At 60.5% G+C, this 14,827-nt stretch carries 13 protein-coding genes; 9 read left to right on the top strand and 4 right to left on the bottom strand.

Annotated features, from left to right (window positions below; genetic code table 11):
* The first annotated feature begins 142 nt into the window (after positions 1 to 142).
* From D2V17_RS20310 to D2V17_RS20300, 3 genes are all read left to right on the top strand, one after another.
* On the top strand, positions 143 to 604 hold the full coding sequence (locus D2V17_RS20310) for a transcriptional regulator (RefSeq protein ID WP_119594964.1): 462 nt from the start codon (positions 143 to 145) through the stop codon (positions 602 to 604).
* A 49-nt stretch (positions 605 to 653) separates the two neighbouring features.
* Complete coding sequence (locus tag D2V17_RS20305) at positions 654 to 905, top strand: AlpA family transcriptional regulator (protein ID WP_119595016.1); 252 nt, start codon at positions 654 to 656, stop codon at positions 903 to 905.
* Positions 906 to 1,039: 134 nt separating this feature from the next.
* A complete protein-coding gene (locus D2V17_RS20300; protein ID WP_119594963.1) occupies positions 1,040 to 1,837 on the top strand; it encodes a 4'-phosphopantetheinyl transferase family protein in 798 nt (265 codons plus the stop codon).
* 189 nt (positions 1,838 to 2,026) lie between these two features.
* On the opposite strand, the gene D2V17_RS20295 is transcribed toward D2V17_RS20300, so the two are convergent.
* The 3 genes from D2V17_RS20295 to D2V17_RS20285 form a co-directional block, all read right to left on the bottom strand.
* Entirely contained in the window at positions 2,027 to 3,106 is a 1,080-nt protein-coding gene (locus D2V17_RS20295) for a transposase (protein ID WP_119594962.1), read from the bottom strand.
* 134 nt (positions 3,107 to 3,240) lie between these two features.
* Entirely contained in the window at positions 3,241 to 3,471 is a 231-nt protein-coding gene (locus D2V17_RS20290) for an MbtH family protein (RefSeq protein WP_119594961.1), read from the bottom strand.
* Between the two features lie 49 nt (positions 3,472 to 3,520).
* On the bottom strand, positions 3,521 to 4,711 hold the full coding sequence (locus tag D2V17_RS20285) for an aromatic ring-hydroxylating oxygenase subunit alpha (RefSeq protein ID WP_119594960.1): 1,191 nt from the start codon (positions 4,709 to 4,711) through the stop codon (positions 3,521 to 3,523).
* A gap of 98 nt (positions 4,712 to 4,809) precedes the next feature.
* Here D2V17_RS20285 and D2V17_RS20280 point away from each other — a divergent pair, with 98 nt between their 5' ends.
* Together D2V17_RS20280 and D2V17_RS20275 are read left to right on the top strand one after the other, a co-directional pair.
* The gene (locus D2V17_RS20280) at positions 4,810 to 6,057 is read left to right on the top strand and encodes a cytochrome P450 (protein ID WP_119594959.1); all 1,248 of its coding nucleotides are present in this window, start codon (positions 4,810 to 4,812) and stop codon (positions 6,055 to 6,057) included.
* Complete coding sequence (locus D2V17_RS20275) at positions 6,054 to 7,304, top strand: cytochrome P450 (protein WP_119594958.1); 1,251 nt, start codon at positions 6,054 to 6,056, stop codon at positions 7,302 to 7,304. Before D2V17_RS20280 ends, D2V17_RS20275 begins: the two co-directional genes overlap by 4 nt.
* Before the next feature lie 18 nt (positions 7,305 to 7,322).
* Here D2V17_RS20275 and D2V17_RS21075 read toward each other — a convergent pair whose 3' ends face one another.
* On the bottom strand, positions 7,323 to 8,135 hold the full coding sequence (locus D2V17_RS21075) for a CmcJ/NvfI family oxidoreductase (RefSeq protein WP_281270625.1): 813 nt from the start codon (positions 8,133 to 8,135) through the stop codon (positions 7,323 to 7,325).
* Between the two features lie 82 nt (positions 8,136 to 8,217).
* Between D2V17_RS21075 and D2V17_RS20260 the strand changes: the two genes are divergently transcribed.
* The 4 genes from D2V17_RS20260 to D2V17_RS20245 all read left to right on the top strand — a co-directional run.
* Positions 8,218 to 9,111: an ABC transporter substrate-binding protein gene (locus D2V17_RS20260; protein WP_245978840.1), complete on the top strand. Its 894-nt coding sequence runs from the start codon at positions 8,218 to 8,220 to the stop codon at positions 9,109 to 9,111.
* Positions 9,112 to 9,122: 11 nt separating this feature from the next.
* Positions 9,123 to 11,090, top strand: coding sequence for a Fe(3+)-hydroxamate ABC transporter permease FhuB (fhuB, locus tag D2V17_RS20255; protein WP_245978839.1), 1,968 nt, complete (start codon positions 9,123 to 9,125; stop codon positions 11,088 to 11,090).
* On the top strand, positions 11,087 to 11,881 hold the full coding sequence (locus D2V17_RS20250) for an ABC transporter ATP-binding protein (RefSeq protein ID WP_119594954.1): 795 nt from the start codon (positions 11,087 to 11,089) through the stop codon (positions 11,879 to 11,881). The genes fhuB and D2V17_RS20250 overlap by 4 nt, the downstream gene beginning before the upstream one ends.
* 547 nt (positions 11,882 to 12,428) lie before the next feature.
* On the top strand, positions 12,429 to 14,827 hold a 2,399-nt coding region (locus D2V17_RS20245), incomplete at its 3' end, for a non-ribosomal peptide synthetase (RefSeq protein WP_119594953.1).

The raw sequence follows: 14,827 nt of genomic DNA, 5'->3' as shown, positions 1-14,827 counted from the left end.
GTGGCGGCGATTGTCGACGACTCGAGCCTAGGGAGTGATTCGCCTAGAAACGAGATGTTCCATATATGTTCTTTTCATTTTCCTACATGGACGGCGCGCGATATGGCTACGACTCAGTTCCTAATCGTTGGAGTTTTTGTCGATGCACCAGCCCGCGCCATTCCGAGGCGAAGCCAACGCCAGCCTCGCACACATTCTTGCCCATGCAATCGAGTCGTCTGACAAGCCCAAGCACCGGATTGCCCGGGAAGTCGGCATCCACCGCGAGACCCTTCTTCGTGTGATGCGCGGCGATCGGCCGATCGGGCTTGATGAGGCCGCGCGGGTATTGGACGTGTGCGGAGCGTTTCCCCGCGCCAGCATGATCCTCGCCTTGGCAGGTCAAGAGGATCTCGCCTGCGAATGGATGCGCAGCGAAATGGGGGAGTTCCTTGAGGACTTCTTCACGGCCTTGCCAGGCCAGCTCGAACGCACGCTTGGGCGACGCGTCGAGGATTTGCGGCCCCGATGGGCGAACGGCACTTCGCAGCTCGTCGCGCGCATGCTCGCCAAGCACATCGATGATTTTGCCAATCGCGACATTTCGATGGCGCTGCCGCGCTGATCAAATTCACCTCGGAGGGGACCGAGAAATTGAACCGACAGGAATGTACATGAATGCACATCCCCAACCTGCCGAGGACGGCGCAAACGCAGAACATGCAACGCCATCTGGCCCCCCGCCGGCCAGGCTTTTGCGGCTGCCTGAAGTTATCAACCGTGTCGGCCTGCGTCGTTCGGCTATCTACCAGCGGATGAGCGAAGGCCGCTTTCCCAAGTCCCGCTCGCTCGGGCCCAAATGCACGGTGTGGGTCGAGGAGGAAATCGACGCGTGGATAAGGGGTATTGCCGATCGCGGTGGATAAACTAGTGTCATTGAATGTAAGATTGAGGAAAGCTGATTATGCGGTCCCCGTACTCCCTGTGCGCGCCCCCGTTCGTCGTCGTTGACCTCTGTCTCCGAGTTTTCGGCTAGTAATTCGCGCACCGGAGAAGGTTTTTGTCTCATATTCTCTCCGCGTTACCGTTAAGAACGATGGCAGAGCCCGGTGAAATGATGGTTCATCATGCGGCAGCATGGGCGATCGAGGGTGACGCTAAAATGCCCGTCATTCTTCCAAATCTGTTGAGCTATAGTAATTCAATCCAAACCGATTTGCCGATAGTCTGGCTTGGCACTCCCGCAAGTGGAGATTTTTCTTCGTTATTTCATTTTCTTCCTGATGAGGAAAAGGTCTACATTCTTCGACTTCGTGACCGTAAAGATCAATGGAGTGTTGCATCAGCTCGCGTGGCTGCACGAATACTATTGGGTAGGCACCTTGATTGTCCGGCTCAAGATATAGCCATTATCCGGGACAATTATGGAAAACCTTGGCTCGACTCCGGACGTCATGGGGCTATAGCGAAACAAATTTACTTCAGCATCAGTCACACCAGAGAATTGGTAGCCATCGCTGTCGGGCGTAGTCGAGTGGGAATCGATGTTGAAATGGTTCGTAAATTTCCTGATATGATGCAGGTTGCTACCATGCAATTCGCTCAAGAAATGAACCATGATCTTCTTTCGGCTCAGTCAGAAGCCGAAAGGGTCGAACTATTCTACAGATTTTGGACGCTTGGTGAAGCTTTTATAAAAGCTACAGGCGAAGGAATTGCGCAGGGACTGCAATCCTTTGCTTTTTCTGCTTGTGAGCGCCCTGCATTGAAACGGGTGAGTAACTTCTGGGGGCCAACAGATCGCTGGAGCTTCGGAGTAATGCGATGTGGATCGCTTCCTGTTGCTAGCCAATCTTAGCTTGTCCTGCTGGTCATAGTCCGACAGACGAACCGCTCCAGCTGGACACCCGCAACAACCACGGTTTTTGCGCGGGGACTGGCCTGATTGCGGGGATGGCATCGAGAGGTGCTATTTGAGGGGTGTGATTGGCCGCTTTTCGGCGTTGTCCCTTGGCCTTTCAGCCCCTTCCGCGGATTTCAGGCGCACCTATCCCGTGGTTGCACACCGCTGATGGAAGATCAGGCGGTCGAAGTTGTAGGCCAGATTGGCGAGCGTGAGTTTTGTCTGCGCACGGGCAATGCCGATGGTGCGGATGAACAGGCCATAGCGGTTCTTCTGGTGCGCGAAGACATGCTCGACCCTGGCACGGATCGCGGACTTTGCCGCATTGGCGCGCGCCATGCTCTCGGGCATCGGCTTGCCCTTGGGTTTGCGACGATGGATGCGGCTTTTGAGCATGTTGCTCTTCAACAATGCCTCGTTCTTGGCGCTGCGATAGGCGCTGTCAGCCCAGACATCGCCAGCGGTGTTGCTCGTATCGATTACGCGCCGCAACTGCCGACCGTCGCTATCCGCTGCCGACGTCACCGCCGCCTGGCGGATAAACCCATAGCGCCGGTCGATGCTGATATGCGACTTATAGCCGAACACGGGCGTGGCGATCTGCGGCAGCGGCGTCCCGTCGGGGCGGTAGCGGATCTTGCCGCCGATCTTCACCGTCCAGCGCGCATCGACATCCTTCTGGTGCGCCTTGTTCGGCTTGCCGCGCCAGATCTGCTTTGCCGACTTGCCTGCCTTGATGGCAGCCTTCTCGTCCTCGGTGTTGCGCTGCTTGGGCGCGGGCACCAGCGTGGCATCGACGATCTGGCCGCCCATTGCCAGGTATCCGGCCTCGCGCAGTTGCTGCTCGAACGCCTGCATCAACGCCTCGAGCGTCCCGCTCTCGGTCAGCCGGTTGCGATAGTGGCGGATGGTGTTCTCGTCCGGCATCGCGCCGCCAAGGTCGAAGCCGAAGAAGCGCATCCAACTCAAGCGGTCCCGGATCATGAACTCCATGCGCGCATCCGACAGATTATGCTGCGCCTGAACCACCAGCACCTTGAACATCGCTACGGGGTCGAACGCCGGGCGGCCACCCTTGGTGCCGGCGCTATAGCCGAGACCGCGGGTCAACAGCGGCCGGAAACGTTCGAACTCCACCGTGCCCGCCAACACCTCCAGCGGGTCGCCGTCCTTGCTCAGCCGCTCAAGGTGCTCCGCCAGCGAAAACAGGCTGCCTGGCTGCATCGAAACTCTCCGTCTAACGCACCGAGTGAATCAGATCATAGCCTCAAATGCGAGGCGTTTTTGCGGGTGTCCAGCTGGCGGAAAGTACCGGTGGTCAGCGGCTTAGACAGGTTCTTTTTGTCAGATTCTCTGCGTTAACTCGCGCGCGAATTTGCAAATGCGTCCATTTCCCGCACCAGGCTCAACGGACGCATGTCGGTCCAGTTCTCGTCGATCCAGGCCATGCACATTTGCCTGTCGCCCTGCGGTCCTATCGTCCGCCATCCGGCTGGCACGTCAAACTGAGTGGGCCACAGCGAGTGCTGCCCTTCATCGTTGACCAGAACCAAGAACTCGCCTTCATCATCGTCGAAGGGATTGGTCATCTGTGGTGGGTTCCTTTCTCCAAGCTGACAAACACTCTAGCGCCGCATTTCAGATGGGCAAGCCGACAACATCCATGACTGCCCGGTGAAAGGCCTGCACGGCCGGCTCATTGCGCCCCACGATGAGATCGGGCCCTTCGTCCTTGGTCGCCAGATTGGACCAGATGCCCTCAGCGACCTCATAATCCTCCACCGTCACGTCGCTCTTGCTGTCGTCAATGGTCCCGAATTTGGCTTTATAGTTTTCAACCGAAAGACCAGAAATGTAGACTGAGAAAAGGCAGACCATTTCACCCGGCGTGTCACCAGGGAAAATCCGGAACATGCGCACGAAACGCTCAGAGGGCCCGATATCGCCGGCGACCAGAACGGTATTCGGGAAAATGAAGTAGGTTCCCACATGTCGCGCTTCAGGCCACTCTTGCTCAGAAGTGCCGACCAGATCGGCAAGCGCACGTTCGGCAAAAGTCAGAACCCAGTGTGCGCCATGATCGTCGAACGCCGCTACATTCGAGATGTATGCATTGCCTATAGAGCGGGCATGGAGCACGCCGAAATGATAGCTTTCCGCATAGGTGTCGATTGCGATCTTCCAGTTAGTTCTCGCATCCAGTCGGCTAGCCTGAACCGGCACCATTGCGGTCAGGTTGAGCGTCGCCAGGACCGGCGCAAAGCTACCTAAATGCATTGGCAAGTCGAGCGGCTCGTTTCCCCGCATTCGCACGAAGACCACACCGTCTTGCTCCGCTGCGACCACAGGCGACAGCCGACAATTTTCGAGCGTCTCCGGGTCAAAGCCTGCTCGACCGGGGATGTTGACCAAGCGGCCGGACAGATCATAGCTCCAGCCGTGGAACGGGCAAACGATGCGCTGACCGCGCCTCAAGTCTGGATCGCCCCCAGCCCCGACAAGCCGCGCGGCACGATGTGCGCAACGATTCCGAAAGGCGCGGACCTGCCCCTTCTCATCCCGCAGGACCAAAACCTCATGGTCCGCGACTTCGAACACTATTCGGTCGCCGGGATGCGGGATGTCTTGTGCGAGACAGGCGATCAGCGGCACCCCATCGAACAAGGTCTGTCGCTCGGCTGCCCAGCGCGCCGGATCGGTATAACAATGCGCAGGTAAACGCATTTCCGATGACGCCAAATCTGTGGTTCCACCGGCTGCGATATGCGCAACCAAGCGCTTGCGAACCGATTGAGCTTGCGCGCGTCGCGCCTTCTGAAACATAGTCATTCGAGTCAGTTCTTTATAGCTTGAGAAGCAGTAATCATGGATATTCAAACAGGGAAGTCGAATTCAGGTGTGGTGGAGCGAAAGTGGGTGTGCCCTGCATGATCGAAGACCAGATCGATCTGATTATGGGAGATGCCCCTGTGCCGAGGCCTGCCCATGTGCCGGTGGAGCGGATGGTCGATCTCGACATATATCGCCTGCCGGGATCGGGTGACGATTTTCTCCGAGCTTGGATGGAAGTAGCTGAAAGCGCTCCAGCGCGAGTCATCTGGACTCCGCGCAATGGCGGACACTGGGTCGTGCTGGGGGGAGCGGACATTGCCCACGTTTATTCCGATCACGAGCATTTTTCGTCTAAGATCACGCTTGTTCCCCGCAAATGGGGCGAATTGTATCCGCTCAGGCCCACCACCCTCGACCCACCCGAGCACCAGCCATATCGGCGCATTCTGACGGGCTTGTTGTCGAGCCGCACAGTGCGCCGCTCCATACCGATCGTGCGCGAACTTGCATCTCGCGCCGCCGAAGGCATCCGCGATCGTGGAGAGTGCGACATCGTTGCGGATTATGCCGCCGCGCTACCTCTTGCGCTTTTTGCAGGGCTGGCGGGAATCGAGGCCGACCGCATGGCAGTTTTGCCTGGTTATGCCGCACATCTGCTTGCGGACGAAGGGACCGATCTCCCTGAGCCTGTAATGGATCGCTTTGCAACCTTTCTGCGGGCGTTGATCGCGGAGCGGCGGGCCTTACCGGGAGACGATATCATCACAGCGCTTCTGGCTGGACAAATTGACGGTCGACCTATCGAAGATGATGAGGCTGCGGATGTTGCGACCGCTCTATTGACCGGCGGACTGGACACTGTCGTGTCGCTGTTTGCGATGATGATGAGGCACCTCGCCGGCGAAGACGCATTACGGAGCAGACTCGTTGCCGATCCAGAATTGTTGCCAGCGGCGGTGCGCGAAATGACACGGCGCTTCGCCATCATGACAAAGGCGCGGCTGGTGCGTGCCGACCAACTCCTCGACGGGGTGACCCTGAAGGCAGGAGACATGGTCATTATGCCTCCACTGCACGGCCTGGATCCAACGATTTTCCCCGATCCTTTGCGCGTCGACCTGAATCGGGATGCCGCGCCGCATTCCGCATATGGTAACGGCGTTCACCGTTGCCCGGGTGCGCAACTGGCCGAAGCGGAAATGACAGTCATGCTGGAAGAATGGCTGGCCCGGATTCCGAACTTCATGCTCGACCCTGATCGCCCGGTGCGCATGCAAGGCGGTGTGCTGGGTACGGTCGTCACTTGTCACCTGCGCTGGGATACTGCGACCGCAGCGCCATGACCTTTGATGCCGAAGCCCTACTAGCGCAGGCAACGCACGAGGCTGATCGTTTGCCTCTCGAACAGATCGACGTCAGCCTAGGAGAGCGATTTCAAAGCCAGACGGTCGGACCCTACTTCGCGCGCCTACGGCGAGACGATCCGGTTCATTGGTGCCCTGACAGTGCTTACGGTCCCTACTGGTCGATCACGCGGTACGACAATCTCATTGCAGTGGAAAAGAATTTCCAAGACTTCTCGTCAGCGGGCAACGTCATCATTAATGATGTTCCACCCGAGTTCGACGCGCCGGCGTTCGCCACAGCCGATCCGCCCGGCCATACCGCCGAGCGTGCTGCTGTGGCGCCAGCGCTTGGCAATCGGCGCATTCGCGCGCTGGAAGACGAAATTCGGCACGAGATCGGGGCGATCCTCGATGCGCTTCCGGTCGGCGAACCCTTCGATTGGGTGGAGCGGGTGTCGGTCGAACTGACGACTTGGATTGTGGCCGCGCTATTCGACTTTCCACGCGATGAACGACATCTGCTGCCCTATTGGGCCGAAGTGCTGGTGACAAGCCCGGAACCTGGCGCACTGGTCGAGAGCTGGGATCAGCGCGCGGCGGTCCTCGATGTCTATCTGGCGCGCATAATGGAGATGTGGCGCGCCCGCACAGGCGGATGCGGGCATGACATCATATCCGCGCTCGCCAATGCGCCTGCAACCTGCGCCATGCCGCAGGATCCCAAGCATCTCATCGGCACCGTGACCATGATCGCTGGCGCCAACGAAGCGGCGCGCGGTGCGCTCTCGGGCGGAGTCGTTGCATTCGACCGTTTTCCGCAGGCTTGGGAGAAACTGCGCTCCGAGCCGTCACTCATCCCCAACGCGGCGGCGGAGATCGTCCGCTGGCAATCTCCGATCATCCATATGCGGCGAACGGCAACGCGCGATACCGATCTTGGCGGCAAGTTGATCCGAACAGGTGACAAGGTCGTGCTTTGGTACTGGTCGGCGAATCGCGACGAAGTAGTATTCGAGGACGGTGATACATTCCGTGTCGATCGGCCTAACGCTCAACGTCACGCCGGCTTTGGTTCGGGCGTCCATCGCTGCCTTGGCAGGCGTGTAGCTGACATTGAGCTACGGCTGCTTTGGGAAGAAATCCTGCCGCGCTTCCGCCGTCTCCGCCTCTGTGAGCCACCGGAGAGGCTAGCCTCAAATTTTTCGTCCAATTACAAGCGCGTGATGGTCATTGCCGAGAGATGAACGAACCCGGTCGGGAGCCTACTCGAAGAAGGCGATTAGCCGCTCGTCAATGCTCTCGCGGGGCGGGACGCCTTCGGGGCAGGTCGGATCGCTGAAGGCGGCATGGGCAATGCCCTGCGGTCGGGCCGGATCGGAGTCGTGGCCGGTAAAGACCATCAGGTCGTTCCGACCTAGGTCTGGAAAGTAGAACCAGTTCTGAGCTGGGTTGTAGTGGTAAAGTCTGAGTTCGAAGCGGATTGTGCTGCCATCTCTGGCCGTAATCACCTGATCGCAGCCAACAATATCCTCCGGCAATACGCTGGCCGGCTCGCAGAATGCGAGCGGCGTATCCTGTGGCGGATCGGTCAGGCACTGCCAGACATTGTAGATCGCATAGCGACGAGCCATTCTCACCTGCGCTTCTCCGCCAGACAGCAGATGCTCCACCCAAAAACGTGAACCGGCATCCGAGGGACTGAAATCGCAATGGGCAAAGCGTCCGAGCACGGTCGTCCCATCACGCCTGTGGCGTACCGAGCGTTCGCTACGACGGACGACGCCATTCCCCAGCGCCACGACCTTTACGGCTCCAGTCGTACTGGCGACGAATTCCTCGAGCGCTCGAAGATAGGCGATGCGGCCTTCACCTGCCGAGTGGTATTCCAGCGGACATGCCCGTTGAACAATCTCGATGCCATCACGGTCGAGCGTGAATCTCGTCCGCTCGTCATGGACCGCGCTGATTGGAACGATGTGTTGTGTAAGCGGGAGAAAATCCTTGTCTGAAGGTATATCATGAAAGACAGGACGCCGCTTGCAAGGCGCTAGGAACGCGATCTCGGCTTCGACCATCGCCAACGAGTACTCCGCATGATCAGAACTCGGGTCTACGGGCTTGTCTCTCCACTATGCCCTTATTAACGAATAGGACATCATGAGGGGCAAATCCAATTTATTCCTAAGGCGGAGAAATCTGCTTGGAGCGATCGCTTACTCGGCGTTGTTGCCAAGCCCCCTCGGCGCGTCAGCGGCGGCTCAGCGCGTTGCCGTACTGGATTGGGCCATTGCCGAGACCCTCTTTGCGCTTGGAAAACCGCCGGTTGCGCTGGTGGCGGCGAGCGATTGGAACCGATTCGTGGTTGAGCCGCGCCTGCCGGCCGGCACGGCCGACATCGGCATCCAGCAAGAGGTCAATTTCGAGCTCTTGGCCGCTCTGCGCCCGGACATCATCCTGACATCGCCCTTTTCGCAAGACCAGGAACCGGCGCTCGCCCGCATCGCACCGGTTCGCCGCTTCACCGTCTTTGAGCCGACACCGTCGCCGCTCGAGCGTCCACGCAGATTGACCCGTGAATTGGGAGCGATGATCGGTGCCGAACGACAGGCAGAAGCCCTGATCACATACAGCGATGCACAGTTTGCCGCTTGCCGCGCTCGTCTTGCGCGTTTGCGCCTGCCGCCAGTTCTGCTTGTGGGCTTTCTCGACGCACGGCACGTGCGCGCTTATGGCGGAGTTGGGCTCTACCAGAATGTGCTCGAGACACTGGGGCTCCAGAACGCCTGGACCAAACCCACAAATGCCTGGGGCTTTGCGACGACGGGGATAGAAGGGCTCGCAACCGACAAGGACGTGCGTCTCATCACCTTCCAGCCCGTCCCGCCAGATGCGTTGCCGACACTCGCGCAAAGTCCTCTCTGGCGCGAGCTGCCGTTCGTCAAGGCGGGCCATATGTCGACATTGCCGCCGGTTCTCATGTTCGGGGCGCTGCCGGCCGCCTTGAGATTCGCGCGTCTCCTCACGACCGAGTTGGAGCGCGTAGCGGAATGAAGGATGGAAGGGTGAAATTCGGGCCGGCCCTGCTGGCCTTGCTCCTCGCTCTGATCGCCTGCGGGCTGGTGGTTGCAGTAATTCATGATCCGCTTACGGCCTTCCTGCAAACGCCCTCGAAGGCCGAAGGCTACGACGCAGACAGGATGGTCTTCATCTATGCGACGCTGCCCCGGCTGGCCATGGCTGCGCTGTGTGGCGCGGGGCTTGCGGGGGCCGGAGCGATCATGCAATTCGTGCTACGCAATCCGCTGGCTTCGCCGACGACGCTCGGTGTCGAGGCTGGTGCGCGAGTTGCACTGGCAATCGCCACAGTTGCAGCGCCGGGCCTTCTCGGATTCGGTCGTGATCTTGTTGCTATCTCGGGCAGCGCGATCACCACGGGTCTGGTTTTCCTGCTCGTTCGACGCCGCAATTTCGAGCCGGTCGCGACGGTGATCGCCGGCTTGATTGTCGGACTTTTCTGCGGCGCTCTGGCCGCCTTATTGGGCCTTGTCGAGGCTCGGCAAATGACTGCGGTTTTCCTTTGGGGTAGTGGCTCTTTGAGCCAACAGAGTTGGTCGCCGTTCCTGGCATTGGCGCTGCGTTTGGGGTTAGCCTCGTTGGCCTTGCTGCCGCTCCTGCGCTCCTTGGCCGTTCTGCAGTTGGGCGATGAAGGGGCTCGAGGGCTTGGCCTGTCTGTCGTGCGGCTGCGTTTCGTCTCGATCGCTATTGCCTCAACCATGACCGCCTTTGTCGTGAGCACTGTCGGCGTGATTGGCTTCGTTGGCCTTGTCGCGCCGGCTCTTTCGCGGTTGGCGGGCGCGCGTCGGCTCGGTGCTCAACTGGGTTGGTCGATCTTGCTTGGCGCATTGATGCTGCTGATCACCGATGCGACCGTCATGCTTTTCGCCGGCCAGCTTTCGGAGTTTCTTCCGACCGGGGCCGTTACGGCCGTTCTCGGTTCGCCTTTGCTCCTGCTGCTCATTCGCCGGATGAAGCCATCGGCGCCACCCGCCATCGCTACGCCGCCCAGTTGGAGTGATCCACCCGCGGCGCGGACGCCTGTTGTCCTCATGGGGCTAGGACTGCTCGTCATTGTCGCCTTGCTCGTCGGCCGAGGGCCGACAGGCAACTGGTCGCTACCATTTGGTGCGTGGGACGCGGTTGCTGTCTGGCGGCTTCCGCGGATCCTGGCGAGCGGCGCAGCCGGTGCCCTGTTGGCTATCTCTGGTGTCGTCCTGCAACGCCTGACTCGCAACGAGCTTGCGAGCCCCGAGGTGCTGGGAGTTTCGGCCGGTGCATTGCTGGCCGTAACGCTGAGCCTGCTGCTCTTCGGTGAGATCGGCGTCGCAGGAGAGGCGGCGACAGCCGTTTTTGGCGGCCTTGCTGTCTTGCTGCTGATTTTGGCTCTCGGAAGGCGCAGCGCTTTTGCTCCAGACCATATGTTGCTGGCGGGCATCGCAGTCAGTGCACTGGCTGATGCGCTTGTTGGCGTCCTGACGGCTGTTGGCGATCCGCGCGCGATGCGCTTGCTAGGCTGGATGTCGGGTTCAGTCGCCGGCGTTTCGCTCGAGGCTGCGGTGCTGACGATGTTGGCTGCAGCGCTGACGCTGATCGCAGCGCTTGTGCTGCGCCGCTGGCTTGAGATTCTCCCGCTGGGGCCTGAGGCCGCTCAGGGGCTGGGCGTAAATCTGCCACGGGCGCGGCTCACGCTGTTGCTGCTGGCCGCCCTTGCCAGTGTAGCGGCTATGCCAATCCTCGGGCCTGTCACATTCATTGGATTAGTCGCACCGCACATCGTCATGACACTCGGCTTGCGCAAGCTCCAGTCGGTGATCTTAGCAGCGGCGGGAACTGGTGGCGCGATTATGATCGGGGCGGACTGGCTGGCGCGGACTGTCAGTTTCCCGCTGCAATTACCAACCGGCCTTGTAGCCGCGTTGTTGGGGGCGCCGGCTTTGATGCTGCTATTGAACAGAAGGGCGCGCGGCAAATGAACGGATCGACGACCGGAATGACCCTTGCTGGCCTGCAATTCGCGGTCGAAGGCAAGATACTGTTGCATCCTTTGACGCTTGATATCGGTAGGCAGGGTGTGACCGGTATCATAGGTCAGAATGGCTCCGGAAAATCCACCCTGCTGCGGCTACTCGCCCGCCAGCAACCGCCGAGTGGAGGAACGATCTACTATGATGGCCGTGACCTCGTCGACTGGTCGGATCGCGCCTTCGCTCGTGCAGTTGGCTATCTGCCGCAACATGTGCCAATCACGACACGACTGACAGTCCGCGAACTGGTCGCTTTTGGGCGCTATCCTTGGCACGGGGCTTTTCGTCGTTTCGGCGAGGGAGATGGCCTGAAGGTAGAAGAAGCGTTGCGCCTTACAGGGATGGTTGGGTTGGCCGATCGCTTCCTGGAAACTCTCTCTGGTGGCGAACGACAACGCGCTTGGCTGGCTATGCTCGTAGCCCAAGAAGCACGGCTGCTTCTCCTCGATGAGCCGATCGCGGCGCTGGACGTGGGACATCAGATCGAAGTCCTGGGTTTGCTGAGGCAGCTCAGCGAGGCGCATCGTGTTGCGAGCGTGGTCGTGATTCACGAGATCAATATGGCAGCGCGCTTCTGTGACCGGATCATCGCACTTCGTGAGGGCGGGCTCGTCGCTGATGCAACGCCGGACGACTTGCTGACTCCTGATAGCCTGAACGCAGTTTACGGTATTCCCATGGGCGTAGCCCCGTTGCCTGAGGGAAGGGGCCGATTTGCTTTTCCGGTGGCTGTCGGGTGAGTTGACCCACGGATGCCATTGTTAGATCAAGGAGGGTATGTCGGATCCAAGCATAAGGGACGGCCGGGATGCTTCAAGGTGCCGCAACGCTGAATCTCCTCGCAGACTCCAAGCTGGCGCGGGGAATGCTATCTATGCGGTCAATCTTAGGTGGCGCGTGTCCAAAGCTTGGCGAGTATTTGTAGCCATTAATGGAGTCGCGCGTCTCGGAGCATTTTTGAAGCTCAAGTCATCCGAACGCCCTTCAATATTGGCCCGCTCCTCCTACTGCCGAAATCCGACACGCCAAATTGCGGCAAACGCCATTTCGCAGTGGCAAATCCTAGCATGTGCGGATACCGTTTCGTCACCAGTTTTTCGGGGACGAACTAACGGATTCGGGCGAAAGGTGCGTCGACGGTCCTGTCCCAAGATTTTGTAGGGGACGATGGCCAAGGAGCGTCAACACCAGCCAACTACGGACCGTCAGGGTTCAAGCAGCCAATCTGCTGATGGCCTTTCTGCATCAGGAACCGAGACCGGTCACGCGGGCCAGAGGAACCCGCTTTTGGCTACGGATTCCCTCAATCTGGCCGAGTTATTTGAAGCCCAATCCGGCGCGACACCCGATGCCATTGCTCTGGTTGAGGGCAAGCGGGAGCTGACCTACGCCGAGCTTGACCGGTATGCAGGGCACTTTGCGGATATCCTGTTGAAGACTGGAGCTGGTCCCGAACAGGTGTTCGCGATCCTGTCACCGGCTACGATCGAGAGCATTGTCGCGATCCTGGGCATCTTGAAAACGGGTGCAGCCTATCTGCCGCTCGACCCCAACCAGCCCGATACCCGCCTCGCATCGATCCTTGGCGACGCCTGCCCGAGCGGGATCGTGGCCCCTGAGGGAGTAGGGAGGCGCCTGCCCGAGCCTCTGCGCTCGCTCAGTTTGGCGATGCCAGTTCTCCCAATTGCGCCTTCGGCGGTTCCAGTGGCGCCGCAGAGGCAAGTTTCGCCGGATCAGATCGCCTATCTCATCTATACTTCCGGTAGCACGGGAGACCCGAAAGCCGTCGCAGTCTCCCACCGTGCCGTTATGCGCTCGCTTCGAGCGCGCGGGCATCTTTATCCGGACGCGCCAGGCGTCGTCTGCCTGACCGCTCCGCTGACCTTCGACATCTCCGTCGCCCAAATCTTCGCGACCCTCGGCGGCGGTGGAACCCTGGTGTTGGGTGTCGATCTGGTCGGATTTCATGACTTGGCGCCGCGCTGGCGTGATGCGGTCCGAACCGTTATGTTGACGTCGTCGGCCTATGCCGCCGTGCTGACAGATGACGATGCGCCGTTCGGCGCCAACTTGACGCGGGTCATCGTCGGTGGCGATGCGCTGCAACCGGGTCTCGTCCGGCGGCATTACGAGCGGTTCGCCGCCGTCGCCCTCGTCAACGAATATGGTCCGACGGAAGCAACGATCTTCTCGACGGCGGCGCTCATCGCTCCGAAAGAAGATTCGCCACCAATCGGGGCGCCGATTGTTGGGACGAGCCTTTATCTTCTCGATGAGCAACTCAGGCCCTGCTGTCCGGGTGAGACCGGAGAACTCTATATCGCCGGAGACAACCTGGCCCGTGGGTATTGGAGGCGTCCCGGTCTGACGACCACGCGCTTTGTCGCCAGCCCCTTTCAGCCAGGGGAACGTCTTTATCGAACCGGCGATCTGGCCAGCCAGCGGGCGGATGGACAGTTCGTATTCCAAGGGCGCGTCGACGATCAGCTCAAGGTTCGCGGCGTCCGGATAGAACCCGGCGAGATCGCAGCCGCAATTCTTCGGGCGCCCGATGTCGAACAGGCTGAGGTGCTTGGCCTTCCGGCGGCCGATGGCGAACTGCGACTGGCCGCCTATGTCGTGGCGCCTGCGCTCGATGAGGAAGCGCTGCGCCGGCATCTTTTTGCGGTTCTGCCGGATTATATGGTTCCGTCGGCGATTGTGGTGCTGGACGCGTTGCCGCTGACGGCGAACGGGAAGGTGGACCGCAAGGCGCTCCCTGCGCCGGGGCCTCAGGTGCGCGGGGGCGTGTCGGGGACGCCGGAAGAGGCGGTGCTGTGCGGCCTGGTCGGCGAGCTGCTGGGCATGGAACGGGTCGGTCCGGAGGACGACTTTTTCGCGCTTGGCGGTCACTCGTTGCTGGCGGCGCGGCTGGTGGCGCGGGTGCGCAGCGTGCTGGGCCGGGTGCTGGGCATCCGCTCGGTGTTCGAGGCGCCGCGGCTGGGCGATCTGGCCGAGCGGGTGCGGCAGGCGCCGCGGGCGACCCATGTCCTGACGGCGACAGAACGGCCATCGCGTTTGCCGCTGTCGTTCGCGCAGGCGCGGCTGTGGTTCCTGGACCGTCTGGAGGGAGCCGATGCGGCCTACAACATCCCTCTGGCGGCACGGCTGTCCGGTAGGCTGGATGTGGCGGCGCTGGCGGCGGCGCTGGACGATGTGGTGATGCGCCACGAGAGCCTGCGCACGCTGCTGAAGGATGATGGCGGAGAGCCCTACCAGGAGGTGCTCGAACAGGCACATGTCGTGCTGGATCGGCGGATCTGTGAGCCGGACGCGGTCGACGCGATGCTGGCAGCCGAGGCGGCGCGGCCGTTCGATCTGGCGTGTGACCTGCCGCTGCGAGCGGTGCTGCTGGAACTGGGGCCGGACGATCATGTACTGGCATTGGTCGTGCATCACATCGCGACCGACGGTTGGTCGATGGGGCTGCTGCTGGATGATCTGGCGAAAGCCTATCGGGCGAGGGCGGTCGGAGAGGCGCCGGACTACGATCCGCTGCCGGTACACTATGCCGACTATGCGCTGTGGCAGCGGGCGCTGCTGGGCGAGGAGGCTGACCCAGAAAGCCTGATAGGACGCCAGATAAACCATTGGCGAACAGCATTGGCGGGTGCTCCAGCGGAATTGATGCTCCCGCTGGATCGTCC

It is taken from the genome of Aurantiacibacter xanthus, from assembly GCF_003584015.1.
Classification (GTDB): domain Bacteria; phylum Pseudomonadota; class Alphaproteobacteria; order Sphingomonadales; family Sphingomonadaceae; genus Alteraurantiacibacter; species Alteraurantiacibacter xanthus.
The sequence above is the reverse complement of the archived record's forward strand: the minus strand, read 5'-3'. Positions and strand labels throughout refer to the sequence as shown.

Excerpts from the sequence above, each read along its gene's own strand:
- D2V17_RS20310 (WP_119594964.1), top strand. The coding sequence starts at position 143 with ATGCACCAGCCCGCGCCATTCCGAGGCGAAGCCAACGCCAGCCTCGCA.
- D2V17_RS20305 (WP_119595016.1), top strand. The coding sequence starts at position 654 with ATGAATGCACATCCCCAACCTGCCGAGGACGGCGCAAACGCAGAACAT.
- D2V17_RS20295 (WP_119594962.1), bottom strand. The coding sequence starts at position 3,106 with ATGCAGCCAGGCAGCCTGTTTTCGCTGGCGGAGCACCTTGAGCGGCTG.
- D2V17_RS20290 (WP_119594961.1), bottom strand. The coding sequence starts at position 3,471 with ATGACCAATCCCTTCGACGATGATGAAGGCGAGTTCTTGGTTCTGGTC.
- D2V17_RS20285 (WP_119594960.1), bottom strand. The coding sequence starts at position 4,711 with ATGACTATGTTTCAGAAGGCGCGACGCGCGCAAGCTCAATCGGTTCGC.
- D2V17_RS20280 (WP_119594959.1), top strand. The coding sequence starts at position 4,810 with ATGATCGAAGACCAGATCGATCTGATTATGGGAGATGCCCCTGTGCCG.
- D2V17_RS20275 (WP_119594958.1), top strand. The coding sequence starts at position 6,054 with ATGACCTTTGATGCCGAAGCCCTACTAGCGCAGGCAACGCACGAGGCT.
- D2V17_RS21075 (WP_281270625.1), bottom strand. The coding sequence starts at position 8,135 with ATGGTCGAAGCCGAGATCGCGTTCCTAGCGCCTTGCAAGCGGCGTCCT.
- D2V17_RS20260 (WP_245978840.1), top strand. The coding sequence starts at position 8,218 with ATGAGGGGCAAATCCAATTTATTCCTAAGGCGGAGAAATCTGCTTGGA.
- D2V17_RS20250 (WP_119594954.1), top strand. The coding sequence starts at position 11,087 with ATGAACGGATCGACGACCGGAATGACCCTTGCTGGCCTGCAATTCGCG.